Below are 23506 nucleotides of genomic sequence, written 5' to 3'. Positions count from 1 at the left end.
GCAGTCTGCCGTCCGACTTCCTGCTGCGGATACTACGCGGAGACCGAGTTCTGCGTTGCCGAGTTTGCGGACATCGAACCGATGTAGCGCAAGCCTAGTCGCGTGCGCAGATGGTGGGGGTTAGGCGATCGCGCCTTTTCAGCCCGCTAAGGCCTAGTAGTGCATTCTCGGAAACGGGTGGCGAGAACAGATAGCCTTGTCCCAAGGTGCATCCGCTAGCGAGAAGAAGTTCCCGTTGCTGCTCACTCTCTATGCCTTCGGCGAGCACCTCGCGACCAAGACACTGAGCCAATGAAATGACCGCTGTCACAATGGCTTTCGAGACAGCGTCCGAACCGATGTCAGTTACGAAGCTCCTATCGATCTTGAGCGTATCGAATGGCAGCTTCTTGAGATACGAGAGTGATGAGTAACCAGTGCCGAAATCGTCAATGGCAATTCGCACGCCGATGGATCTCAAGAAGCTCAGGGTTGCAATCGTCGCGTCGTCGTTGCTTACGAGCGCACCTTCGGTGATCTCCAATTCGAGATACTGAGGCGCAAGGCTCGCCTTGTGAAGCGCTGTTACGACGGACGCGGCGAACTCCGGATGCCGAATTTGACGTGCTGAAATGTTCACCGCCATGGAAGTCACGCTGCCCCCCTGATCGATGATCCGCCTCATTTGGGCGCAAGCCGATTGGAGGACCCAGCCTCCGATAGGCACCATCAGACCAGTCTCCTCCGCAACCGGCAGAAAATCGGCCGGTGGAACAAGACCGCGCGCAGGATCGTCCCAGCGAAGCAGAGCTTCAAATCCAAAAATTTGTTTGTCCGCCAGCGAAACGAGCGGTTGGTAGTGCAGGGCGAGTTCATTGCGATCAAGGGCGCGACGGAGCTGTATCTCAAGAGTAAGGCGGACGCTCGCCCCCGCGGTGAGGTCCGGGGAGTATGAGCGGTGCGTCGACTTGCCGGCCGTTTTTGCTTGGTACAGCGCCGTATCGGCCTGCTGGAGCAATGTTTCTGGATTGTTGCTGTCTCCCGGGAAGAAGCTCATGCCAACGCTCGCGCCGATACAGACTTCGTGTCCCGATGAAAGAACGAACGGCTTGCTGAGCCGCTTGATCAAGCTGGCCGCGACCTTCTCTGCCGCGTTTCGCGTCGCTTGCTCCAAGAGGACGATGAACTCGTCTCCGCCGAAGCGCGCCATAAAGTCATTCGCTCGAAGAGCTTCCTTGATCCGCTGCGCCGCGAGCGTAAGCAGCTCATCTCCGGCGCCATGGCCAAGGCTATCGTTGACTAGCTTGAATCGATCGAGGTCTACGAAGATGACAGCGCCTGTTACACTTTCCTTGTTGGCGCGCTCCAATGCTTGGTTGAGACGCAAGAGCAGAGACCGCCGGTTGGGCAACTGTGTGAGTTCGTCGTGATGCGCGAAGTGGTCGAGTTCGAGTTCGGACTTCTTGATGCGGCTCAGGTCGACGCTGGTTCCTACGTAGTAGGTGGGCTCGCCCACCCTATTTCTCACGCTGCTGATGGTCAGAAGTGCCGGATAGACGTCGCCGTGCTTTCGTCGGTTCCAAATCTCTCCTTGCCAATACCCGGATCGAGTCACATGGCTCCATATGTCTTGATAGAAAGATTTCTGGTGCCGACCGGATTGCAGGCTTCGCATGTTCTTCCCCACGATCTCGAGCGCGGAATAGCCCGTGATCGCGGTGAAAGCAGGATTGACGCCGATGACAGTGCCGCGGTTGTCCGTGACGACAATGGCCTCTTGCGTTGAGTTGAATACGATGTTGGCAAGATCGAGCGCGATGTCGGACACAGCACTCAGTGCACTGCACGATGTATTGGCCCGTTGCGCGGCGTTGATCGAAATCAGTTGGTCCATCGAATAACCCTCCACCTGCGACAAAATATGCAGTTCGGGGCCTATCGATGTGGTTAAAGGACCGCGCGTTTTTTGTTGGTCACATCAATGATAATCACACATCGGTCGAATCCTGAAACAACTGGTTTTGGAACGCAAGCAAATCGCCCCCTCTGTTGACGAACTCTTCCGTTCTTGCCGATATGTCGGCCAGAAGAGGCGGAGCGGATGTTGTCATTTGAAATCAGGGAGCTGCTACTGCAGCTGGGCAGGGGCATGCTTGCGGAGCGTTCGAACGATGCCCTCACGACTGCGCAATGGTTTGCATTGCGCTTTTTTTCAAGAGCCAACCTGTTCAGCCGGACATTGTCCGAGCTCGCAGCCTATCAGGCTACAACCAGGGGGACCGCCTCTCAAACCATCAAATCCCTTGAGGAACTGGGCTACATCAAGCGCGAGAGATCCACTCACGATGGCCGCAGCTCGATACTCAGCGTAACTGACAAAGCCCGGGCGCTGATGGACGAAGACCCGCTTGCGTCGATCTTCAAAGAAATAGATGCGTTGGACGAACAAGATCAAAAATTTCTGAGGAACATCCTCAGACAGCTCGTTGGGCAACTGGGGAGCGAGTCTCGGAAGACGGTCGGCACTTGCGGAGATTGTGTTTTTCTCCTGATGCGCCGCCTGAGTTCACGAAGCCACGGCACCAAGTCTGACTTCTTTTGCCAGTGCAACGAAATGCCCGTGAATGAAGCGGACCTAAAGCTCCTCTGCACTTCCTTCCGCGCGAAATATGAAACACGCGCGTGACCTGACCAAGTGATCCGGGCTTGAAAGTGTGAGCCTACGCCGCCCGGATGGTCGAGACGAAATCCGCTGCCACCTTGGCCAGCTCGTTGGCCTTGCTGTCCAGATGCTTCGCGGATGCCATGAATTGGCTCGCAGCGGAACCGGTCGAAGTCGCCGCTTGACTCAGACCGGTCGTATTCGAGGACACCTCGGCCGTACCCAACGCCGCCTCCTGGACATTGCGGGCAATCTCGACGGTCGCCGCTCCTTGTTCCTCGACGGCGGCGGCGATCGCCGTCGCGATCTGGTTGATTGACTGAATGACTTCGCTGATGGTTCCGATTGATGTAACGGCCTCTGCGGTCGAGTTCTGGACTTCGTTGATCTGTGTCCCGATCTCGGCCGTCGCCTTCGCGGTCTGCTGGGCGAGCGATTTCACTTCCTGAGCGACGACGGCGAAGCCTTTGCCTGCTTCGCCTGCGCGCGCGGCTTCGATCGTCGCGTTGAGCGCCAATAGGTTGGTCTGCCGGGCGATGTTGCTGATGAGATCGACCACGGTTCCGATCTTTCCCGAGGACCGCGCGAGTTCGCGGACCTTCTCTGAGGTCAGCTCCGCCATCCGCACGGCTTTGTCTGCGACCTCCGCCGAGCTCGTCACCTGGCGACTGATTTCGCGGACGGAAGCCGATAATTCATTTGCCGCTGCGGCGACGGTGCTTACGTTCGCCGAAGCCTGCTCCGACGTGGTGGCAACCATGGCCGACTGATCGGCCGTTTTCTGCGCCAAATCGGACATGGCGGCCGCCGCCGCCTGCAGCTCACTGGCAGTCGCGCTGACTGAGTTGACAACGCCCGTCACAGCCCCCTCGAACTCGTTTGCGAGGCGATCGAGCGTCGCGCGCCGATCTCGCCGCCCAGCCTCGAGGTAAACGGAAATCGCAAGATCCATGTCCACCATCGCGGCCCTTATGATCGCGTCCTGTAGGGCCGTCTTGAGGTCGATGCCTCGCCCGCGGATCATGCGGTCGATCTGCGCGTTTACTGGGCGCGATGTGCGCAGCTTGCTGTCGATAACGGCAACGAGGCCGGTGACCAGACCATTGTAGCCGCCAATGTACCAGCGCGGGTCGAGCCCAATTTTGTTGTGCGTTTCACCGATCCGCATGATCGAGGTCACGTAAGTCTCATCGAAGCGCCCGTCCATGATCATCGCCCAGTGGCGCAGTTGCGCCTGCTTGGCGCTTATCATGTGAGCGCGATCCTTAAAGAATGCGGTCGTTTCCTGAAAGCGGCTGACCTGATCGTAGAAGAGGTCGAGGACGGCCGGCAGCTCGGCCATGATGAAGGCCTTGTGCTCGCGCAGGATCACACCGGTGATCTCATCGATTCCATTGTAGGCTAAACGCGCTCGGATCGTGCCGTTGCCGCTCATTGAGCCCTCCATCCCATCTTCGTCAGAATCTGGACAATGGAGAGTTCTCATGGTGTTTGCGTGCGGCCAATCGTTTTGCGCGAATGCGTTTGTGCCGCTGACAGATTAATCCGCCGAAGGTTTTCCTTGATAAGGATGTAGTTTCGAAAAGCCAGCAAATACACCGAGTGCTGCCAATGATTAGCGAACAAATCGCGACGCTCGTACACCAGGCAGTCGAGAACAGGATCTTTCCCGGATGCGTCCTGGGTCTGGTGGAAAATGGCCGTCAGGACGTGCGTGCGTTCGGGAAGCCAATGTATGAAAGCGACGCACACCTTTCCGAGTCCAGCATCTATGACGTCGCCTCCATCACAAAGACGGTCGTTACCGCTACGCTGATGCATCTCCTGATCGATGCGGGGCGCTGCGGGCTGACGGAGCCTGTCTGCAAGTACATTCCCGAGTTTGCCGCCAACGGCAAAGGTGGCGTGCTGATCGAGCACTTGATGAGCTACACGGTCGAGCTCGCGTCGGCGTATGTCGACGATTGGAAAGGGGACACGACGCTTTGGACCTTTCCTGAGTTGCTGCAGCTTTTCTATGCCGCACCGCTCAAGACCGCGCCGGGCGAAAGCTATCGATATACGGACGCAACGGCAATCTTGCTGGGCGAGCTCATCCGCCGGATCGCCGGAGCCAACTTGGATGTCCTCGCGGAGCAGCGGATCTTCCTGCCGTTAGGCATGCGCGACAGCACCCTGATCCCCTCATGCGAGAACAAGCGTCGCATCGTACCAACGGGGTATCGCCCTGATGGGACGCTTCTCTGGGGGATCCCGAACGACGAAAAGGCTCATATCGCCTTTGCATCTGGAACGCAGTCAGGATTGGCGGGGCTATTCTCTACCGTGCCCGACATTCTGCGCTGGATCGAGATGGTCTTCGCCAGCGGCCGTGTGAACGGGCACGCGTTCCTCAGCCCGCGCGCAATCGAGCTAATGACGCATGACTACTATCCTGGAAAACGCTTTCGCAGCGCTCTCGGATGGGGCGACGGCAAAACCTATCAATCGCTCAATGGCGCCGGCGGCGAGAGCATACTCGCCAAAGGTGGCTATACCGGGTGCTTCATGGTAGGCGACGTCCGTACAAAGAAGGCGGTCGTCCTCCTTTCGAACCGGGTCTATCCTGAAAGGCCAGAGAACCTGGAGCCTTGGCAGGAGTTCCGCAGGACTGTCGTTCGGCGCATATTTGAGTAGTCCTTTGGCGAGCATCCGGAACAGCCCAATCCAATGAATGCACCGTCGCCGACCGACGCAAGCCCACGCTCAGCGATGCTGTCCGGGCTGACCGTCTATCTGCGCCCCCGCGTCCTGATCATCCTGCTCTTGGGATTTTCCTCCGGACTGCCGCATTCCGCGTCCAGAGCTTGGCCGACGACGAACAGGCCGCCGGGATGGCAAGCTACGTCGCTTCGTACCGCATCGGCATGCTGGCCTCCGGCGCGGGCGTGATCGGTCTTTCGGCATGGCTCGAGTCGAAGGGTCTGAGCAAAGAGGCGATCTGGCCGCTCGCCTACACCGGTGCCGCCTTGCTCGTGCTTGTCGGCCTGGCCGCAACCCTGCTGGCGCAAGAGCCGGCTAGTGCTGCGGATGATGCCGCAAATGTTCGGGCTGGCCCGCTCGAGCGCCTGTCTGAAACGGCAAAGGGAGCTTTCCTCGAATTCTTCAATCAAGATGCGGCCTTCTCAATCATGGCCTTCGTGGTGCTTTTCAAGCTCTGCGATACTCTGTCCGGCGCAATGACAGCACCCTTCGTCGCCTGCTTAGAAAGCTCACGTCTGGTTTGGGCCACTAGCGACGGTTAGCCGAAGCACCTCGTTGTCCGCTCATAACCTCTAAGCGGACCTGGATCAGCGGATGCATCGAAGCACGACCACGAATATGGGCGATGTCCGCTGTTGGGACACATCAACTGAGCCCCAGTCGCGATGCCGAGAAACCGGATGACCTGGGCGTCGACGCCGAAGTTCGGGCCGAGCTGCTCGCGGGAGATCCAACCCCACGAACGGTGAGGCGAGGAAGATCATTCAGGCGGCGTCCGCGAATTGTGGAAATTGTCGGCGCGTGATGCTCCGCTTGTTACACAGTTGGGCACCGCGAATTTCTCGTTTCGCCGCCTAATGTTGACTTCCTTCAAACTGCGTCTATCTTCATCAGCATGTTACAGCTTCCGACCCTACCCATCGCGCGACGCCGCATCAAACATGTCTTGGCCCGGGACGTCGTTACTGCGCTTTTAATAGCAGGGCAGTAAGCGACCGTTACCCGGGACGTCCTTCACAAACAGAGACGTGGACTGTGTTGTCGCCCAAAGCGAACGCACAGCGGAGCTGTGCCTGTAGGTTTTTCTGCCATACCTGCAGTCACCAGCTCCGACGAGGAGTGACCTCGCTCTCTTGGGTGCTTTTGAGCCGAACAGCGCCTCCGCAGCCAGCCAGAGGCTGACGGAGCTTGGCCTCCCCCAGCTCCTTCCACGAAACATCAACAGCAGGCTTAGCCTTTTTCATCGGTGCTTGCCTCGCCGCACTTAGAGCGAGGCTGAAGAGGCGACCAGCTCAGAAAGCTAAAAGGAAATCGAGATGCGCAAGCGCAAGGGTAAAGGCCGCAACTTGCCTGTTCCCGCCCGCAGCTATGCCTATGAAGGCCGCAACAACAGGAAACGCGAGAAGAAGAAAATATCAGAGAAACAAACTGGCGCATAAAGTCTGCAGACTAGGCCGGCGCAGTGGACTCCACGGCAACCGTACCCACCCACTGCGCCGCACCTCTGCGTCCCCCAAATTGTCCCGTAGATCCTGACGGATGACCGGACGGTCAATCGCTGGCGGGCGTGAGATCTCAAAAGCCGACTAAAGATGGTTAGCCGAAGCACATTGATGGCCGCTTGCCGTCGCCAAGTGTACGTGGCTACGCAGTCAAAGGAATGCATGACCGCGCATGTCTCTGCGACGGGCCAGTAGCAGAAGACGTACTGTTGCCTGCCAGGCAGCATTGACAATTCACGCGTGTCGTTGGATTTTTAGTGCCAGTGCGCTTTGGGGCGCCACCTGTCCGCGGCAAGGGAGCTGGCTCCCACCCATTCGAAGGCACGACTGCGTTCGATCCCTTCTTCCGGCCTGTCTCAGCGGACATCAGGCGACACGGAAGGAAGGTTGTCCATGAGCCGCACGCTCACCCCCGAGTCCTCTCTGGAACTCCTCAAGAAAGAGGCCAAGCGCTGGCTGAAGGCCCTGCGGGCCGGCGATCCAGAGGCCCGACGGCGCCTCGTCGCCGCCACTCCGGCCGCACCGGTTGATCCCAGCTTGCGGGACGTACAATTGGCGCTTGCACGCGAGCATGGTCTGCCCGGATGGGCCGATCTCAGGCAGGAGCTTTTTGATCTGGCCATGTCGCAGCGCAGCCTTGAGGAGCGCGTCGATATCGTGTTGCGTTCGGCCTGGGGCGGTGATCTGTCTGCCGCCCTGCGTATCCTCTCTCGCTGGCCCGAGATCGCTACCCATGATCTTTACATTGCCGCTGCGGCGGGAAACCCCGCTGAGGTCGAACGACGTCTTGCTGCCGATCCGGGCGCCGCTACGCGCAAGGGCGGGCCGCTCGATTGGGAGCCCTTGCTCTATGTCGCCTATGCGCGATTGCCCGACGGCGAGAGATACGCGCTCGATGTCGCGAGGATCCTGCTCGACCATGGCGCCAACGCGAACGCGCAGTTCGACGATGGCTGGGGCAATCCGTTCAAGGTTCTCACCGGCGCGATCGGCCAAGGCGAAGGCGATAAGCGCCAGCATCCTCAGGCGCATGAGCTGGCTCTGCTGTTGATTGAGCGCGGTGCCGATCCTTACGACTTTCAGTCGCTCTACAACACCTCGATCACACGCGACGCGACGACCTGGCTCGATTTCCTTTGGGCTGAGTCCGAGCGGCGCGATCGTCTGGAAAAATGGCGTGATCCAGCAACGAAGATCGGCGGCAACGTTCCGCTTTGCGCTCTGGACTACCTGCTCGGCAATGCTGTTGCCTACAATCATATTCTCCGCGCCGAATGGCTGTTGACGCACGGCGCCAACGCCGACGGCGTTCATGCGTACTCGGGCCGTCCCCTCAGAGAGGAGGCACTGATTTACGGTCACGCGGCGATGGCGGAACTGCTGGTTCGTTGTGGTGCCAGCGTGTCGCCACTCGAAGGCCAGGCTGCATTCCAGGCTGCGTGTATGCGGGGCGATCGCGATGCAGCCCGCAGGCTGGCTGATCAGCATCCAGAATGCCTGCACGATCCGGCTCCCATGCTGACCGCAGCGCGCCAGGGCCGCGCGGATGTGGTCGAGCTGCTGCTCGAGCTTGGAATGGACGTCGATGTCGCCGACGAGATCGAGCAGCGCGGACTTCAGGTCGCCGTCGCGGGCGGGTCGCTGGAGGTGGTCAAGCTGCTGGTCGCCCATGGCGCCGATATCGACCGGCCCACGACGAGCTTTGGCGGCGGGGCGATGGGATATGCGGCCCATTTTGATCGCCGAGAGATCGCCACCTTCCTCATGCCGCTCAGTCGCGATGTGCTTGAGCTCACCTATCTGGGGATGGCGGAGCGGGTGCGCGAGTTGTTCGCCGAGGATCCTCAACTCGCCAACGCAGTTTCCAAAAAATTCGGCGTTACACCACTTTTCTGCCTGCCGGACGATGAGGACGCGGCCGCGGAGATGACAACGCTCCTCATTGCCCATGGCGCTGATCCACGTTTCGCGAACAAGGACGGCCTGACCGCAGAGCAGGTCGCACGAAAGCGCGGATTGATCGATGCCGCGGATCTCATAGCCGGCGGCGAGATGGCCTGAATGCAAACTAGCCTGCAGCCCAATCACCCGCTCGGTTGACTACAGACCTAGAGTGAGTTGCAACGTTCTGGCGTCTTGCTTGCCTCGGCGTTCGATCGGTAGGCCCCACTGCGAATGACCGCTCCGGGTCACCAAAGACGGTTCGCAGAAGCGGGCTGATGCCCGCTCCTCTCCAGTATGCGGACGTGGGTCTGCGGACATATCAACGCGCGACCATGGCACCAACGATGTCGCTATTGGGACCTTCCGGTCAATACGTAATGGCAGCGCCGTCCCAATTGCAGACCTTGCGTCATGAATAGCTCGATGCAGTATATGCCTCATGCGGAAGGGGCACTTCGGTTAGACCAATGGCACGGGCGGGTTAGAGACGGATTAAGAGTGACACTTTCACTCGACAACATGCGACTACGCACACGGAGCGTTCAATGACCGACTTTCGCGCTAGATTGCGTTCGGCAACTGGCAGCCTGGAAAAGCACGTCCCGGCCGCGTTCAGGTCGAGACCTGGCAGTCTGCTAGGTTTGTGTGCTCGGGCAAGTTTTGCCACACGATGCATGGGACACGTTGTTCGGTCGAGTGCTCTCGCCGCGTTGATCGCCTTCCTTCCCAGCTATGCGCGCTCGGAGCAGCAGCCCGTGCGCGTCGCAGTCGTGAACACGCCTCAGTTCAGCGGCTTGATGGAAATCCTTGCAGCGGATTTTGCGGCCAAGACCGGAGGGCGCATCGCGATCTATAGCGGCAACGACGTCTATGACCGTGCCCGCGCGGGCGAAGCCGATCTTGTAATTTCCCACTACGGAAAGAAGGAAATCGAACGTTTTGTCCTCGACGGCCATGGCACTTGGCCGCGTATGGTCTTCTCCAACCAAGCCGTTATCGCGGGGCCGAAAAGTGATCCCGCCAAGATCGGTGGCCTAACGAGCGCATCCGAAGCGCTCCGTCGCATCGCCGATGCGCGCGCTCCGTTCGTTGCCAATGCGCTTCCAAGTATGTCGTATATTTTCGAGCTTATCTGGCAGGAGGCGGGCCGCCCGCCCAAGGACGGCTGGGTCATCGCGACCGAAGAGAGCAAGGGACGCGCGATGAAACTTGCGGAGGAGAAACAGGCCTACGTTATGTGGGGCGCATTTCCATTTCTGCGCTTTAAGGAGAAGCACAATTCCGGACTTGAAATTCTTGTCTCTGCGGACCCTCTTCTCCAGCGCGTGATGGCGGCCGTTGTGGTTAGGCCGGACAAGGTTCAGCGTGCAAACGCGCAAGGCGCCGAGGAATTCGTGACTTATCTCCTCGCGCCCGAGACGCAGGCCAAGATCGCAGCGTTCCGCTCGCGCGGCAGCGACCTTCAGCTCTGGTGGCCAGCCGCACGCAATAATGCGCATGAGGGTGTGGACGATTGACAGCATCTGACGTCGATCCCGTATGGGGCTGGTGTTGTCCTACTGCGCGCCGATAGTGTCGTTGTGGAGCGCGGCGGGCCACCAGAGCTGCATGTCTTTCGAATCGGGTGTTCGAAAGGCTGCGACGAGCGCCTGTGCCCGAGCGGACAGGAGGTACCTTTCGAAGGCCGTCGCTCCTTCCGCATTTGCGCCCGGGACTTTGTCGGGATTGACGACGACCGAGCACATGACGCGCTGAAAGATGGGATCGTTCGCAACCAGGATCTGCAGTTGAGTTTCGTGTTTTTGGGCGAACTGAAGAAATGGCGGCGCGCCCCAAATCACGTAGCCCCCCTTTTCTTCCGCTAGCTTTATGGCTCGTCCCTTGGCCTCTGTGGTCTCCAAAAACCAGCCGGTCTTGTCGGGCCGCCCTGCCCCCTCCCAAAGATAGTCTGTTAGATGCACGACGGCTGGGAGGGCATTCGGTACGAACGTAGCTTTGACCTCCGCGAGCCGGCGAAACGCCTCAATCGCGCTCGTGGCTCCGCGGATCCGCGCCGGATCATCCTTCGGTCCGATGATGACCATTTGATTTGAGAACACCTGCCGAGGCCAACGGCCATATCCATCCTGGACAAACCGCTCGACTTCGCTGAACCCGTAGTGGGAAATGACGATGTCCGCCTCCCCCGCACGTGCACGGTCATAAATGTCCATACCCGCGACGATCGTAACGTCGTGACCACTCTGCTTTTTGAAATCATCGATGAGAGTGGTCATGAGGCCGGAAAACATCGGCGCGTAGACCACAGCGAGGCGGATGGGCTTGGCCGCGGCTTCTTCTGTGACATTTGCGGTTGCTGCCGGATGGGCGAACAGCAGCGCGAGAACGACAGCGCACCACGCAGACCGAATTCTGATTGACACCGTTCTCTCCCCTGATCGTATTTCCATGGCTATAGCGACGCTTGTTACTGATCTGCAACAGAACACAAGAGAACGATAAAATCGCGTTGCCCCCACCAACATCGCTGTATACGGTCAGCTATAGAGAAGTGTGTATATGTTGAGTAGCGTTGTGCGTCATCATCACATCGGTTTTCTTTTGGCTTCGGCTTCGATTGGCCTGTGCGCGGTAACGGCTCAGGTGTCAGCGGCGGATCCGGAGTACGATCTCCCGGAGATTATCGTCACGACCGAGCCTGGCAAGGCCTCAAAGCCCGCCCAGAAGAGCCCCTCCCAGGCCAACACGCCGACAGAAGGAGCAGTGGAGACAGCTCCCGGCGAGCCTGCGGGCACGAGTGGGCTGGCGCCTGCCTACCAAGGCGTGAGCAGCGGACGCGCGCTATCCGATCGCATCGTTGAGCAGATCTCGACGGTCGACGAGGTGACCGCAGCGCAAATCGAGCGGTCTGGCGCGGGCACGCTCGATGAAGCAATAAAGCTCATGCCGGGTGTGTCCATCGTCAATGGCGGCGACGGCGTGCCGCGTATCAATATTCGCGGTTTCCGAACGCGCAATATTACGCTGCTGATCGATGGCGTGCCCCAGAGTGCGACGTACGACGGTCAGTTCGATCCGCGTGCTGTTCCGGTTGAAAACATAGCAAGGATAAAAGTCACGCGTGGCGGAGGCTCGGTGCTATACGGCCCCGGAGGCAATGCCGCGGTCATCGATATCATCACGAAGAGTGCCGGACCTGGACTGCATGCCACGACCGAGGCCAGCTTTGGAGCGGGTAAAGACAAGGAAGGGCGTGTTACCGCGAGCTATGGGTCCGACACGGTCAAGAGCTTCGCAAGTGCATCGATCTACGACCAGGACGCCTACCATCTCTCGGATGATTTCAACTTCACTAAACTTCAGCCGAATGATGCGCGCACAAACAGCGATCGCCAGGACCGCTCTTATTACGCCAACACACAGTGGACACCGTCAGACGCTTTCCAGTGGGGCTTCAGCGTAAATCATCGCAAGGGCGAATACGGCAAGCCGCCGACCGCCTTCAACAGCTTCAACAATGCGGGCGTTTGTCAGAATCAGGCGACGAACGGCCCTTGTGACCCTTTTTCGACCGGTGTCAGGTTCGAACGCGTTGATGACTATAGTGGCCTGAGCCTGCAAACGTCTGGACTGATCAAGTTGGGGAACGGCTTCACGCTCAGGCCGACCGCCTACTATAACGAGCTCGACGAGTTAACGAACCGCTTCGACAATGCCAACTACAGTTCGCAGCTCCTGAACGGAGCCTTCAGCGAGGACGCCACGACGCGGATTTTCGGCGGCGGCGGTCAGCTCGCCTATCGTATGGACGAGCGCAACCTCGTCACGTTGGCCTACGATGCCCATCGCGAGGACTGGAACTCCCAAGGCTTCAGCCGCGGGAACCAAACTGTGACCACGCAGGGGACCACTGCCACGACCTGTAACGCGGCCTGTCAAACGCGACTGAGAAACGCTTGCACTGCTTTGGGAGGGACCTTCGGAGGCGGTGGAGGTGGAGGTGGCGGCGGAGGAGGTGGAGGCGGCATCAACACCGTCGGTGGTGTCGCCAGGGGCCCGTGCAACAACGTGCGCGGCGGCGTTTCCAACGATAACAGCCTGGACGTACAATCCGCTGCCGTCGAGTACGAGACGCAGATCACGCATCAGCTCTCTGCTGTCGTCGGCGCCGGCTGGGCCGAGCAGAGACGTGAGGACACCTCCGACAGCGACTACACGTACCTAGCCGGGCTTCGGTTTGCAGTGACCGAGGATACGGCGCTTCGTGGTTCGGTCGCCCGCAAAATCCGCTTTCCAACGCTTAGGAACCTCTACGGAACGAATGAAGGGGATCCGTCTCTCCAGACGGAGATCACGCACAACTACGAGATCGGGCTTGAACAGCAGCTGCCCGCCCTGAACGCGTTCTTGAGCGTGACTGCCTTCCGTATCGATGCCGAAAATTTCATCTCTAAAGATAGGACCACCCAGCTCTTCGAGAACAAGGATTTGTTGCGCTTCCAGGGCATCGAAACCACGGCGACCTTCCGTCCTGCCGACGATTTCGGAATTCAACTGGGCTACACGTACCTCAAATCCGAAAATCTGGCTCCCGTGCCGGGCGGAACGAGCGCAGTCCAGTTCGAGCCCGAGCACATGGCCACAGTCAGCGCCACGTATCGGGTGTGGGCCGGTACGGCCCTGAGCGCTGACTATCAGTTTGTCACGGGAAGCGTCGCGATCTCCAGAGATGAACTCTCGACATTGGAGCTCGATCCCTATCACCTCCTCAACCTTGGCATTACCCAAGATCTTGCGGGTGGCGCGGCCCAGCTCTTTGGCCGCGTCGAGAACGTGCTCGATGAGGACTACGAGACTGCCTATGGATTTCCGGAGGCTGGCCGGGTCATTTACCTCGGCATGCGTACCAAGCTTTGAATGCCCCATCCGAGTTATGAAGGCGTATTAGACAACAGATGAGTGAAGGATACGTCCGTGGTGGTTCCGCACTCATCGCAGCGATGCGACGCAAGGTCCAGCTATTGGATGCTGTGCGTCGCGGAAGAACATGACAGCTCATGTTCGATTTGAGTCCGGTTGCGGTCTTTAAGCTTGCCATCACTGTCAACCCGTCAAGCTTCCATCTGCGGTTTTTTAGCCCCGCTATCGGTCCACTCGGGTGGCAACCCGAACTTGTCACCAACTGCGCCCGCGATGCCTGGGGATCACACAGCAGGTAATGCCACATGTTCAGCACTACGTCGAACCTTCCCAACCACAACGGCGGCAATCCAAACGTACGTGAAATGCGCCAACGCGGTCATGAACCTTCGTCCGCGACGCCGGTTCGACGACAACTGTGTAAACTTGATCCGCTTTCCCGCACTATAGTCTTTGCGTGGCGGCTCACGGCGCGCTGAAGACAGCCCGCCATCTTATGAAAAAGTCAGCATTCGGCGACTGTAGAGAACAATAAATCTTGTCTCATATTCCTGAAAATCACTGGCTGAAGACCCAATATCAAACGTTGTTTCGGTTGCGTCCTGACAGGCGAATAGAGCGCGAGAACGATCCGGACTGCTCGCCGGGGCCGCGATTCTGGTTGGCAGGTTGCCCTGAGGGCAACCTGTTCGGACTGCGCGATGATTTGTCAGATGAACTGGTGGCGAAAATGGAAGGTCTCGCCGCCACCGAACCGCCGCTCACCCACTCGGCGATACCAAAGCACCTTGAGTGCTACCTGTCGTTGCTGAGCAGTGATGATCCGGCATCACACGATCTTGGTCTAATTTACGACTTGCCGCACGCGCATCCGTACCCGAGCAAAGCTCGGCTCATCAACAGCGACTCCATGGAAGGCCGAGATCTGGTGCATTCTTGGGCGTCGACGGGCGTGCCCGAAAACCTGTTTGAAATTGGCTTCCGTCGCGTGGCCGACTTCTGGGCACCTTGGTGCGCCGTCATTGTCGACGGTCGCATCGCCTCGATCGCATTTGCAGCGCGGCTTTCCGATACCGGGGCTAAACTCGGGTTGGTAACAACTAATGCATTCAGAGGGCAGGGGTTCGCAGCCGCTGCCACGGCCGGTTGGACGCAGCTTTCCTCACTCCGTTCACGTACGCTTTTCTACAGCACTGACCGAGACAACATCTCATCGCAACGTGCTGCCGTGCGCCTCGGCCTTCGGCTTCGTGGAGCGAGCTTGCGGGTCTCATAGACCGATTGCAAATATGGATCATCAGTGTCCCTGCGTTGCAGCGGCTGCTCGGTTTGAGGCCTTAGGGGCGCGTTTGCTGCGGTCGCGCCGATACAGTTGGGGCAATTGCCGATAAGGCACCGCTCTGGTTGGCCAAGCCGCATATAAAATAATAAGGACAACCACACTGTTATTTGTGGACAGGCACGGTATCAGGCTATAATGAGAACGGATAACCGCATTATTACATAGGACAGTATGGCACGGACACGCAACGATGAGCTGCATAGGCGCCGCAGGATGCAGGTTCTCCGCGCGGCGGCCGAAGGCTTCGCCCGCAAGGGTATTCACCAGACTACGATGCAGGAGATCTGCGAGGCCTCGGGAATGAGCGCAGGTGCGCTCTATCGCTATTTCCCAACCAAGGAATCCATCATCGTGGCCTTCGCCGAAGAAGAGCGGGCCGAAGCGGCAAACCTCTTCTCTCATCTCAATTCAGCACCGAACATTGTCTCCGCGCTTTCGGAGATCGTTCCTGAACTGATCAACGGTTTGACGGACGAAAATTATGGCCGTCTAACCCTCGAAGTCGCGGCCGAAGCCGCGCGCAATCCGGCGGTCAAGGCGGCATTTGATAAGAACGAAACGGAGTTGTGCGAGCGACTGTCCGCTGCGTTGCTGAGGGGACAGACCGCTGGCCATGTGGACCCCGAGCTCGACCGCGACTCCGTGGTGTTTCTGCTGATTGCGCTCCTTGACGGTATCGCCGGACGCGCAGCGTTTTCTCCGGAATTCGACAAGCGTCGGCTTGCTCGCGGCGTCGATCATCTGCTGCGGAGCATGCTTACGGCACCGATGGTTGCGATAGATAAACGAAGCAAATGACAGGTGCTAATATGATGCCTGAGCGTTTGGAAGTCGCGATAGCCGGCGGTGGCATAGCTGGCCTTACGGCCGCGCTAACCTTTCGGAAAGCCGGCTTTAAAGTCACCATCCTTGAACAAGCCGTTGCATTTGCTCCTGTGGGTGCAGGTATCCTGCTGCAAGCCAACGGGCTGATGGTCCTTGACGTTCTCGGGCTCGGTGAGCTGGTCCGCGCTCACGGCACAGCAATGCCACGTCTCCTGCTGCGTGATCGCCTAGGTCGGTGTTTGGTAGCGACGGAGCTGCACGCCCATCTCCCTCCCCGATATTGGCCAGTCTGCATCCATCGTGCACACCTGCACGACATTCTTTGGCAAGCCTGTGCCAGCGCGGGCGTCACAACTCATTTCGGCTGCAAAGTGAAAGCCGTCGACACGAAGGCGGGCATGCCTGCACTGGTCTGCGAAACAATTGACGGCATCATGACGATTTCAGGAGATCTCATCGTCGGCGCCGATGGCGTCAGGTCAGCTGTTCGCGAGGCGGTCGGAATCCCCACTCATCTTTGGCCGATTGTTGAAGGCAGTGTGCAAGGGGTCGTTCCGCATTCGGTTCAGGCTGCTTGTCATGGCGAGTATCTAATGGGGGCAGAAGCCTGCGGTATGCTGCCTATGGCGCAAGATTCTACGTTCTGGTTTTGGGGTGGATCCAGTCAAACTGCGGCTGGCGTCGCAACGCGAGAGTTCGCCAATTGGAAAAACGATGTATGCCGCCGGTTTCCTCCGATGCATGTTGTCCTGTCAAAGTACAACAGCTGGGCAGACATAGTGCTCCTGCAGCATCGCAGCGTTCGTTGCGACGCCTGGTCATCCGGCAAGGTGGTACTGATTGGCGATGCTGCGCACGCCATGAGCCCAAACCTCGGCCAAGGCGCGAACTGCGCCCTTGTCGATGCCCTGGCACTTGCCGGCCACATCGCAGCAGGAAACCAGGATGGTGACATTGCCGGTGCTTTGGCTAGCTTCGAAAAAGATCGTCGACCACTGGTCGACAGGCTGCAAGAACGGGGACATAGCGAAGGCGCGAGCGTGCAAGGGCGCTGGCTCGGGTCAGAGGCTATCGTCAATCTGGCGGTTCGACTAACCCGATTTGCCTCATTCAGTCGACAGCGGGCCGATATTTTGGCGATGAGTGGCCTCGATGGGAACGGGTTTGATCTCACCGCAGCAGGTATTCGCGCACCGGTCCCATGGTAAAATTACCCAGCTCTCACTCGCCTCTTGGCTAGTATTGGCAACAGAGTTCAGCAATGAAGCCTTGTACTCTTTTCCATCCAACGTGCTACCACATGGTCAAGCGGCGAAACGCAGCCGTGGGCCTTTTCCAAGTCACAAACCACACATTGCGCGCCACCGGCATCATCACATTCCTAGATGCAAGGGGCACACTCGATGACGCCCGGCGTCTGCGCGCCTAGCTTGAGCTGTTTCCAGTGTTCCTGCAGATCCCGAACTGCTGCACTAGCAGCTTGGCACGGACTGCACGGGGTCCTGCCACACAGCAATCCCGTGCTCCACACGATGGTGTTGCGCCCGACGAGCGCCACCATGTTTTTGGGTACCCTGCGCACCAGGTACCAGTAGCCGTCACGATTGATGGGGTTTGCTTCTTTGGGTTTGTTGGCCATGTCCGTCCTTCCGCTCCTTGCGGCAACATGGACGGATGAAACATCGACCGATATGTCGACGTATTAGGCCTACTCCAAGCTTCTCTCGCGACGCGAAAGAATGTAACATTTCAACAGATTGTAGCTGATTTTCGTGGCGCCCCGTAGGGGACTCGAACCCCTGTTACCAACGTGAGAGGCTGGTGTCCTAGGCCACTAGACGAACGGGGCTCTCTCCGAAGGGGCCACGTATAGGAGAGCCCGCGCCGCCGATCAAGGGCGAACTTCACCTCGCACACGCTCCGATATCGAGCAATGAGCCGCAGTCAGCGGGTCGCTCCCGGCGCGATTTCGACACGCCGCAGCACCGCACCTGTCGCCAAGTCCAGCACGACAATGCCGCTTCCAGCTGGCGTCTCGTAGTGAACGGCCAGCCGGTCGCCGCTGGCAGAGACCGATTTGACGACTGCGCCGGGCGGCAGCTCGAGCCGAGCGGCCTCAGTTGTACCAGCTCCGCCTCCCTCGGAGGAGATCGCCGGTTGCGCGACAGGTGTCGACGAGAGATAGATGATCCTGAGAACAACGGCCGCAATTCCGGCCACGATGAGCAACCCGAGAAACGCGACAATGAACACCAGAACGCGCTCCTTCATTTTGCGCGCTTCTGCGTCATCGGTCTCGCGGCTAGCCGAGCCGGTCGGAGGTTGGGTCATGCCGAAGTCCTTGGAATTCGCCGTGGCGGGATTTGCTCTAACAGCTTTGCAGTCCGCAAGGCGACAGAATTTCACCTCAGGGCAAACAGCCGCTGCCGGAAAGGCGCGACGCGATGACCGGCGAATCTGAAAACGACGACGAATTCGAGCTCGACGAGATTGCCGAAGCCGCGGCTGAGCCGCTCACCGGCACGCACGAGCTTGTCGTCGGCGAAGCAGAAGTGGGATCGCGCCTCGACCGCTTTCTCGCGGGAAGCCTTCAGGGCATCAGCCGGGCACGTGTTCAGGCCCTGATCCGCCAAGGCCACGTCGAAGGTCCCGACGGGACGGCACACGATCTTGGTGCGAAGGTCAAACGAGAGCAGACGTTCCGCATCACGATCCCGCCTCCGGAACCCGCAGGTCCGGCACCGGAAACCTTGCCCCTTTCGATTGTCTATGAGGACAAACATCTGCTCGTGATCGACAAGCCAGCGGGTCTTGTCGTGCACCCCGCCGCAGGCCACGCCCAGGGCACGCTCGTCAACGCGCTCATCGCACATTGCGGCGACGAGCTGTCGGGCATCGGCGGCGTGAAGCGGCCCGGCATCGTGCATCGTCTCGACAAGGACACATCCGGCCTTCTCGTTGTGGCCAAAACGGATGCAGCTCACCGGGGCCTTGCCGAACAATTCGCCGCGCACGGATCGGACGGTCGCCTCATCCGCGCGTACGAAGCCCTTGTGTGGGGCGCCCCTCCGCGCCTGACGGGAACGATCGAAGCCAATCTCGGACGCAGCCCTGCGAACCGCACGCGCATGGCTGTTTCACGCGGCGAGCATGGCCGTCACGCGATCACACATTTCGAGGTCGCGGAAACCTTCTTGGGCGCCGACGTCAAACCTCTCGCGTCACGAATGCGGCTGGTACTCGAAACAGGGCGTACACACCAGATCCGCGTCCATCTCGCGCACATCGGACATCCAGTGATGGGCGATCCGGTCTATGGCGCAGGATTCAAAGCGAGCGCCCGCAAGCTTACGGAAGATGCCGCAGAGGCCCTGGAGTCTCTCGGACGTCAGGCGCTCCACGCCGCGGAACTCGGCTTCGAGCACCCGATCACGGGGCGCCCTCTTCATTTCACAAGTCCGCGACCGGCGGACATTGAAGCGCTCTACAATGCCCTGAAACCAAGGCCTCAGGCAGCTGACAAGGGCCCAAAAGGCCGCGCGAAACGGATGGTTTCCAAACGGTAATTAGCCCCGGAGACGGATTCCGCGGTAGCCTAACGTTATAGGTTCAAGAGGCTGAACCGGCGTGGTGATCCAAACGTTGGACTGGCGCGTAGAACATTCAGGCGTACGAAACCACCCACCTAAAACGAGCAGTGGTGGCTTCACACGGACGAGAGTGCATTTTCGCTCAAGGCGCCACGGCTATGGGCCCGAAAGCGGCCTGAAGACGATGAGCGTCTTCAGGATATGACATGGGGAGCGTACACTGACCGGTCAACCCGGAAAGTCGCGTTAAATGACATGGCAGCTAAATCTCTTCCGACAATTGCAGGCGGCGCAGGCGGTCTCTCCCGGTATCTCGAGGAAATCCGTCGCTTCCCGATGCTGGAACCCAACCAGGAATACATGCTGGCCAAGCGTTGGCGCGAGCATGCGGATCCTGAAGCCGCTCATGAACTCATCACATCGCATCTCCGTCTCGTAGCACGCATCGCCATGGGTTACCGCGGCTATGGCCTGCCGATCGGCGAGGTCATCTCCGAAGGCAACGTCGGCCTGATGCAGGCGGTAAAGCGCTTCGAGCCCGATCGCGGATTCCGGCTGGCCACGTATGCCATGTGGTGGATTCGCGCCTCGATCCAGGAATACATCCTGCGCTCGTGGAGCCTCGTCAAAATGGGCACCACCGCGGCCCAGAAGAAGCTGTTCTTCAACCTGCGCCGCGCCAAGAGCCAGCTGCAGGCGCTGGAAGAAGGCGACCTGAAGCCGGAGCACGTCAAAACGATCGCCAAGAAGTTCGGCGTTTCGGAAGACGACGTCGTGTCGATGAATCGCCGCCTTGGCGGCGACGCGTCGCTCAACGCTCCGGTACGCGCCGACTCCGAATCCGGCGAGTGGCAGGATTGGCTGGTCGACGATAGTCCCGATCAGGAGGAGCAGCTCGTCGAAACCGAGGAGCTGGGACGGCGCAAATCGTATCTCAGCGACGCGCTGTCGAGCCTCAACGACCGGGAGCGTCGTATCTTCGAAGCCCGCCGTTTGGCCGACGATCCAGTCACGCTCGAGGAGCTCTCGGCTGAATTCGGCGTATCGCGCGAACGCATTCGTCAGATCGAAGTGCGCGCATTCGAAAAGGTCCAGAAGGCGGTCCAGAATGCCGCGCGGCTGGAAACCGGCGACGCCGCTTAAGCGCAAAAAAGGGATCACTCCGCATCAACGCGGAGTGATCTCAATGGCAACGCAACCACTCGCGGGCGCTCTTCTGGGCGGCCGCGATTTGCTTTTTGGTCATCTCGCGCGAAAGTTCGAGCCGATAGGCCTTCGCTTCGTCATTGCCACGCAGGGCCGCGAGATTGAACCACTTGTGCGCTTCCACAAGGTCGACATCCACATCGCGCCCTGCGCAATACATGAGCCCCAACTGGAAGAGCGCATCGGCTCCGCCATGCTGGGCCGAGCCGTCAACGACGTCCTCGGCAGAAAATTCAAATCGTGCCATTCCTGTTTACCTCTGACCGCAGATCAATCTGCACCTGAAGCGCCAAAACGCGCGCCTCTGGCCAGAACGATAGGTCTGGCTGCGATGAAAAGCGGTAAACGAGGGAACAGCCTATTCAGAAACGAGACGCTATTGTCCGGTCCATTTCGACCCAAACGCGCATCTTCCGAGCAAAGAGAAATCGAAATTTAAGGGATACGGAAACCAAGCGCTAACCATAGCGAACGATTGAATTCCATATCAAGTCAAAGCCTTGGACATTCCGCGCTTCACACCCTCTCGGGCCGCCATTACGTCCATCCACCGTTTGACATTGGAAAAGTCTTCCAACACCTGCCCCTGGAGCTCCCAGGACAACACCCACGGATAAGTCGCCATGTCAGCAATTGAATAGTCGCCCGCCATGAAATCGCGGCCGCTCAGCTGCTTGTCGAGCACGCTATAGAGGCGCGTCGTCTCCTTGGTATAGCGCTCGATACCGTACGGGATCTTCTCCGGCGCATACCTGCGGAAATGGTGAGCTTGCCCGGCCATAGGGCCAAGTCCGCCGACCTGCCAAAACAGCCACTGCTCGACGTCGACGCGCGCGCGTTCGTCGGTGGGATAGAACTGTCCTGTTTTGCGCCCGAGATACTGCAGAATGGCACCGCTCTCGAACACGGAGATCGGTTTCCCACCCGGTCCTTCCCGATCCACGATCGCTGGCATCTTGTTGTTGGGCGAAATGGCCAGATACTCCGGCTTGAATTGATCGCCTTTACCGATATCGACTGGCTTGAGATTGTAAGCGAAGCCGCACTCTTCGAGCATGATGCGGATTTTGTGCCCGTTCGGCGTCGGCCAGAAATAGAAATCGATCGGCTTCGCGGCCATGGAATCTCCTGTTCGGTGATGGAGGTCTCTGCGATCTCGCTGCACGTAGTGATGCACGATCGCAAGTTTCGACGCGACGCTCTAGATGGTCAATACCGTCGAGCCCGTGGTCTTGCGTGCCTCGAGGGCCTGATGCGCGGCCGCAGTCTCTCTGAGAGGAAACGTCTGGTTGACGGATATTTTGATCGCGCCGCTCAGCACCATCTGGAAAAGGTCCTGCGCATTCGCATCGAGTTCAGCATGCGAGGCCGTATACGCCATGAGAGACGGCCGCGTGGCAAAAAGCGAACCCTTGAGCTGTGTCAGCTCGAACGGCGGAACAGGGCCGGACGCGTTGCCGAAGCTCACCCATAGGCCTCGCGGTCTCAAACAGTCGAGCGAGCGAGGAAACGTGTCCTTGCCGATGCCATCGTAGACCACATCGCAGCCCTTCCCGCCCGTGATCTCGCTCACGCGGGCAACGAAATCCTCGCGCGACGTATTGATCACGTGCGTGGCGCCATTGGCACGGGCCACGTCCGCCTTCTCGTCCGTGCTGACTGTACCGATCAGTGTCGCACCCAGCGCGCGCGCCCATTGGCAGGCGATCAGCCCGACACCACCCGCTGCGGCATGAAACAACAGTACGGTATCTCGTTCGACTTTGTAGGTTTCGCGCAGAAGATAGCGCGCTGTCATGCCCTGCAGCATCATGGCGGCTGCCGTTTCGTAGGAGATGCCGCCTGGAAGCTTCACAACACGGTCGGCGGCAATGAGCCGTTCCTCCGCATAGCCTCCGAGCACGCCCGCATAAGCGACGCGATCGCCCACGGCGACGTCCGTCACGCCGTCCCCGACCGCGACCACATCGCCGGCCCCTTCCATCCCGATCACCGCCGGTAGCTTGGCAAGCGGATAGAGCCCGTTGCGATGGTAGACATCGATGTAGTTGAGACCGGCGGCGCGCTGTTTGATTCGCACTTCGCCAGGACCGGGTGCGCCAACCTCGATTTCGTCCCAAGACAGACGATCGGGCCCGCCGACCTCATGCACACGCACACCATGCACCATGTCAATCAACTCCATGAAACGCATTGAGTTTTAACACCGGCTTGAGGGAGTGGCGAGACCGCCGGAAAGGCGCGCAAGGATGAGCGCCTTGACCCTGCCACGGCTGCCTTCTATTGGCTGATATCAGTGATCACAAGAGGCCCCGAGATGAGCGAGCGCCCCGCCGCCACCCGAAAAGCGGCGACTTGGACCCTCGTCGTGGGGTCTCTCACCCTTGGGGCATGCGCGATAGGCGCCAGCCCGGAGATCGAGTCGCGCGCTGGCCTCGGCTGTGTGGACGACTCCGCGGAATGCGTGCGACGCCGCCAAGCGACGTTGCGCAACATGGTCGACGACAAATCACGCAGTTGGATCAACGAGAGCCCGACACCGGAAGCCTACGCCTCGGGCGTGCGGCTCTTCGCCTACAAGTCCAAGAAAAAGGAATTGTCGTGCGATGAACTCAAGCGCGGAAAGCTGGAAGCCGATACCGCGCGCACAAGTCTCCAAAGCGTCGGCACCCGACTGACGCCCGCCCAGGTGTCCCGAAGCGTCATGCTGGCAGGGGAAGTGGGCCGTGAACTGCAGAATGAAATCAATCGGCGTTGCAAGACGGGCTGACCCTGGCCAAACTGAACCCAGGCC

21 protein-coding genes and 1 tRNA gene are annotated in these 23506 nt (G+C 59.3%); 13 read left to right on the top strand and 9 right to left on the bottom strand.

The window, feature by feature from the left end:
* Positions 1-94: 94 nt before the first annotated feature.
* Positions 95-1873: a putative bifunctional diguanylate cyclase/phosphodiesterase gene (locus VHO05_RS13390; protein WP_329647079.1), complete on the bottom strand. Its 1779-nt coding sequence runs from the start codon at positions 1871-1873 to the stop codon at positions 95-97.
* Positions 1874-2080: 207 nt separating this feature from the next.
* On the opposite strand from VHO05_RS13390, the gene VHO05_RS13385 reads away from it, so the two are divergent.
* Positions 2081-2665 carry a MarR family winged helix-turn-helix transcriptional regulator gene (locus tag VHO05_RS13385; protein WP_329647078.1) on the top strand — a complete coding sequence of 195 codons (585 nt, stop codon included), beginning with the start codon at positions 2081-2083 and terminating at the stop codon, positions 2663-2665.
* A 34-nt stretch (positions 2666-2699) separates the two neighbouring features.
* Here the strand turns inward: VHO05_RS13385 and VHO05_RS13380 are convergent, their stop codons facing one another.
* Complete coding sequence (locus VHO05_RS13380) at positions 2700-4076, bottom strand: globin-coupled sensor protein (RefSeq protein ID WP_329647077.1); 1377 nt, start codon at positions 4074-4076, stop codon at positions 2700-2702.
* A gap of 176 nt (positions 4077-4252) precedes the next feature.
* Between VHO05_RS13380 and VHO05_RS13375 the strand changes: the two genes are divergently transcribed.
* From VHO05_RS13375 to VHO05_RS13355, 5 genes are all read left to right on the top strand, one after another.
* On the top strand, positions 4253-5317 hold the full coding sequence (locus VHO05_RS13375) for a serine hydrolase domain-containing protein (protein ID WP_329647076.1): 1065 nt from the start codon (positions 4253-4255) through the stop codon (positions 5315-5317).
* A gap of 197 nt (positions 5318-5514) precedes the next feature.
* Positions 5515-5925, top strand: coding sequence for a hypothetical protein (locus VHO05_RS13370; RefSeq protein WP_329647075.1), 411 nt, complete (start codon positions 5515-5517; stop codon positions 5923-5925).
* 774 nt (positions 5926-6699) lie between these two features.
* Positions 6700-6822: a hypothetical protein gene (locus tag VHO05_RS13365; protein ID WP_329647074.1), complete on the top strand. Its 123-nt coding sequence runs from the start codon at positions 6700-6702 to the stop codon at positions 6820-6822.
* A gap of 456 nt (positions 6823-7278) precedes the next feature.
* Positions 7279-8946, top strand: a complete 1668-nt coding sequence (locus VHO05_RS13360) for an ankyrin repeat domain-containing protein (protein WP_329647073.1) — start codon at positions 7279-7281, stop codon at positions 8944-8946.
* 557 nt (positions 8947-9503) lie between these two features.
* A complete protein-coding gene (locus tag VHO05_RS13355; RefSeq protein ID WP_329647072.1) occupies positions 9504-10346 on the top strand; it encodes a substrate-binding domain-containing protein in 843 nt (280 codons plus the stop codon).
* Between the two features lie 39 nt (positions 10347-10385).
* Here VHO05_RS13355 and VHO05_RS13350 read toward each other — a convergent pair whose 3' ends face one another.
* Positions 10386-11252, bottom strand: coding sequence for a substrate-binding domain-containing protein (locus tag VHO05_RS13350; RefSeq protein ID WP_329647071.1), 867 nt, complete (start codon positions 11250-11252; stop codon positions 10386-10388).
* Positions 11253-11388: 136 nt separating this feature from the next.
* Between VHO05_RS13350 and VHO05_RS13345 the strand changes: the two genes are divergently transcribed.
* The 4 genes from VHO05_RS13345 to VHO05_RS13330 all read left to right on the top strand — a co-directional run bounded on the left by VHO05_RS13345 (position 11389) and on the right by VHO05_RS13330 (position 17124).
* Entirely contained in the window at positions 11389-13746 is a 2358-nt protein-coding gene (locus tag VHO05_RS13345; RefSeq protein ID WP_329647070.1) for a TonB-dependent receptor, read from the top strand.
* A 541-nt stretch (positions 13747-14287) separates the two neighbouring features.
* Positions 14288-15025, top strand: coding sequence for a GNAT family N-acetyltransferase (locus VHO05_RS13340; RefSeq protein ID WP_329647069.1), 738 nt, complete (start codon positions 14288-14290; stop codon positions 15023-15025).
* 279 nt (positions 15026-15304) lie between these two features.
* On the top strand, positions 15305-15889 hold the full coding sequence (locus VHO05_RS13335) for a TetR/AcrR family transcriptional regulator (protein WP_329647068.1): 585 nt from the start codon (positions 15305-15307) through the stop codon (positions 15887-15889).
* Positions 15886-17124 (top strand): NAD(P)/FAD-dependent oxidoreductase, encoded by a 1239-nt coding sequence (locus VHO05_RS13330; RefSeq protein WP_329647067.1) that lies wholly within the window; start codon positions 15886-15888, stop codon positions 17122-17124. Before VHO05_RS13335 ends, VHO05_RS13330 begins: the two co-directional genes overlap by 4 nt.
* Before the next feature lie 173 nt (positions 17125-17297).
* Here VHO05_RS13330 and VHO05_RS13325 read toward each other — a convergent pair whose 3' ends face one another.
* The 3 genes from VHO05_RS13325 to VHO05_RS13315 form a co-directional block, all read right to left on the bottom strand.
* Positions 17298-17555, bottom strand: coding sequence for a hypothetical protein (locus VHO05_RS13325; protein ID WP_329647066.1), 258 nt, complete (start codon positions 17553-17555; stop codon positions 17298-17300).
* 134 nt (positions 17556-17689) lie between these two features.
* Positions 17690-17765: transfer RNA gene (locus tag VHO05_RS13320), tRNA-Glu, on the bottom strand.
* A gap of 95 nt (positions 17766-17860) precedes the next feature.
* A complete protein-coding gene (locus VHO05_RS13315; protein ID WP_329647065.1) occupies positions 17861-18247 on the bottom strand; it encodes a hypothetical protein in 387 nt (128 codons plus the stop codon).
* Positions 18248-18360: 113 nt separating this feature from the next.
* On the opposite strand from VHO05_RS13315, the gene VHO05_RS13310 reads away from it, so the two are divergent.
* Together VHO05_RS13310 and rpoH are read left to right on the top strand one after the other, a co-directional pair.
* Entirely contained in the window at positions 18361-19482 is a 1122-nt protein-coding gene (locus tag VHO05_RS13310; RefSeq protein ID WP_329647064.1) for an RluA family pseudouridine synthase, read from the top strand.
* Between the two features lie 279 nt (positions 19483-19761).
* Positions 19762-20649, top strand: a complete 888-nt coding sequence (gene rpoH, locus VHO05_RS13305) for an RNA polymerase sigma factor RpoH (RefSeq protein WP_329647063.1) — start codon at positions 19762-19764, stop codon at positions 20647-20649.
* A 40-nt stretch (positions 20650-20689) separates the two neighbouring features.
* Here rpoH and VHO05_RS13300 read toward each other — a convergent pair whose 3' ends face one another.
* The 3 genes from VHO05_RS13300 to VHO05_RS13290 all read right to left on the bottom strand — a co-directional run bounded on the left by VHO05_RS13300 (position 20690) and on the right by VHO05_RS13290 (position 22882).
* On the bottom strand, positions 20690-20959 hold the full coding sequence (locus VHO05_RS13300; RefSeq protein WP_329647062.1) for a hypothetical protein: 270 nt from the start codon (positions 20957-20959) through the stop codon (positions 20690-20692).
* Between the two features lie 240 nt (positions 20960-21199).
* Positions 21200-21832, bottom strand: coding sequence for a glutathione S-transferase N-terminal domain-containing protein (locus VHO05_RS13295; protein WP_329647061.1), 633 nt, complete (start codon positions 21830-21832; stop codon positions 21200-21202).
* Positions 21833-21913: 81 nt separating this feature from the next.
* Positions 21914-22882 carry a quinone oxidoreductase gene (locus tag VHO05_RS13290; protein ID WP_329647526.1) on the bottom strand — a complete coding sequence of 323 codons (969 nt, stop codon included), beginning with the start codon at positions 22880-22882 and terminating at the stop codon, positions 21914-21916.
* A gap of 147 nt (positions 22883-23029) precedes the next feature.
* On the opposite strand from VHO05_RS13290, the gene VHO05_RS13285 reads away from it, so the two are divergent.
* Positions 23030-23482 (top strand): hypothetical protein, encoded by a 453-nt coding sequence (locus tag VHO05_RS13285; protein WP_329647060.1) that lies wholly within the window; start codon positions 23030-23032, stop codon positions 23480-23482.
* The last annotated feature ends 24 nt before the right edge of the window (positions 23483-23506 follow it).

This window comes from Hyphomicrobium sp., assembly GCF_036262015.1.
In the GTDB taxonomy this organism is placed as follows: Bacteria; Pseudomonadota; Alphaproteobacteria; order Rhizobiales; family Hyphomicrobiaceae; genus Hyphomicrobium_C.
Note: the sequence above shows the minus strand (reverse complement) of the source record. Positions and strands in the feature narration are given on the sequence as shown.

Coding starts and splice junctions, on each gene's coding strand:
- VHO05_RS13390 (WP_329647079.1), bottom strand. CDS start 1,873: ATGGACCAACTGATTTCGATCAACGCCGCGCAACGGGCCAATACATCG.
- VHO05_RS13385 (WP_329647078.1), top strand. CDS start 2,081: ATGTTGTCATTTGAAATCAGGGAGCTGCTACTGCAGCTGGGCAGGGGC.
- VHO05_RS13380 (WP_329647077.1), bottom strand. CDS start 4,076: ATGAGCGGCAACGGCACGATCCGAGCGCGTTTAGCCTACAATGGAATC.
- VHO05_RS13375 (WP_329647076.1), top strand. CDS start 4,253: ATGATTAGCGAACAAATCGCGACGCTCGTACACCAGGCAGTCGAGAAC.
- VHO05_RS13370 (WP_329647075.1), top strand. CDS start 5,515: ATGGCAAGCTACGTCGCTTCGTACCGCATCGGCATGCTGGCCTCCGGC.
- VHO05_RS13365 (WP_329647074.1), top strand. CDS start 6,700: ATGCGCAAGCGCAAGGGTAAAGGCCGCAACTTGCCTGTTCCCGCCCGC.
- VHO05_RS13360 (WP_329647073.1), top strand. CDS start 7,279: ATGAGCCGCACGCTCACCCCCGAGTCCTCTCTGGAACTCCTCAAGAAA.
- VHO05_RS13355 (WP_329647072.1), top strand. CDS start 9,504: ATGGGACACGTTGTTCGGTCGAGTGCTCTCGCCGCGTTGATCGCCTTC.
- VHO05_RS13345 (WP_329647070.1), top strand. CDS start 11,389: ATGTTGAGTAGCGTTGTGCGTCATCATCACATCGGTTTTCTTTTGGCT.
- VHO05_RS13335 (WP_329647068.1), top strand. CDS start 15,305: ATGCAGGTTCTCCGCGCGGCGGCCGAAGGCTTCGCCCGCAAGGGTATT.
- VHO05_RS13330 (WP_329647067.1), top strand. CDS start 15,886: ATGACAGGTGCTAATATGATGCCTGAGCGTTTGGAAGTCGCGATAGCC.
- VHO05_RS13325 (WP_329647066.1), bottom strand. CDS start 17,555: ATGGCCAACAAACCCAAAGAAGCAAACCCCATCAATCGTGACGGCTAC.
- VHO05_RS13315 (WP_329647065.1), bottom strand. CDS start 18,247: ATGACCCAACCTCCGACCGGCTCGGCTAGCCGCGAGACCGATGACGCA.
- VHO05_RS13310 (WP_329647064.1), top strand. CDS start 18,361: ATGACCGGCGAATCTGAAAACGACGACGAATTCGAGCTCGACGAGATT.
- rpoH (WP_329647063.1), top strand. CDS start 19,762: ATGGCAGCTAAATCTCTTCCGACAATTGCAGGCGGCGCAGGCGGTCTC.
- VHO05_RS13300 (WP_329647062.1), bottom strand. CDS start 20,959: ATGGCACGATTTGAATTTTCTGCCGAGGACGTCGTTGACGGCTCGGCC.
- VHO05_RS13295 (WP_329647061.1), bottom strand. CDS start 21,832: ATGGCCGCGAAGCCGATCGATTTCTATTTCTGGCCGACGCCGAACGGG.
- VHO05_RS13290 (WP_329647526.1), bottom strand. CDS start 22,882: ATGGTGCATGGTGTGCGTGTGCATGAGGTCGGCGGGCCCGATCGTCTG.
- VHO05_RS13285 (WP_329647060.1), top strand. CDS start 23,030: ATGAGCGAGCGCCCCGCCGCCACCCGAAAAGCGGCGACTTGGACCCTC.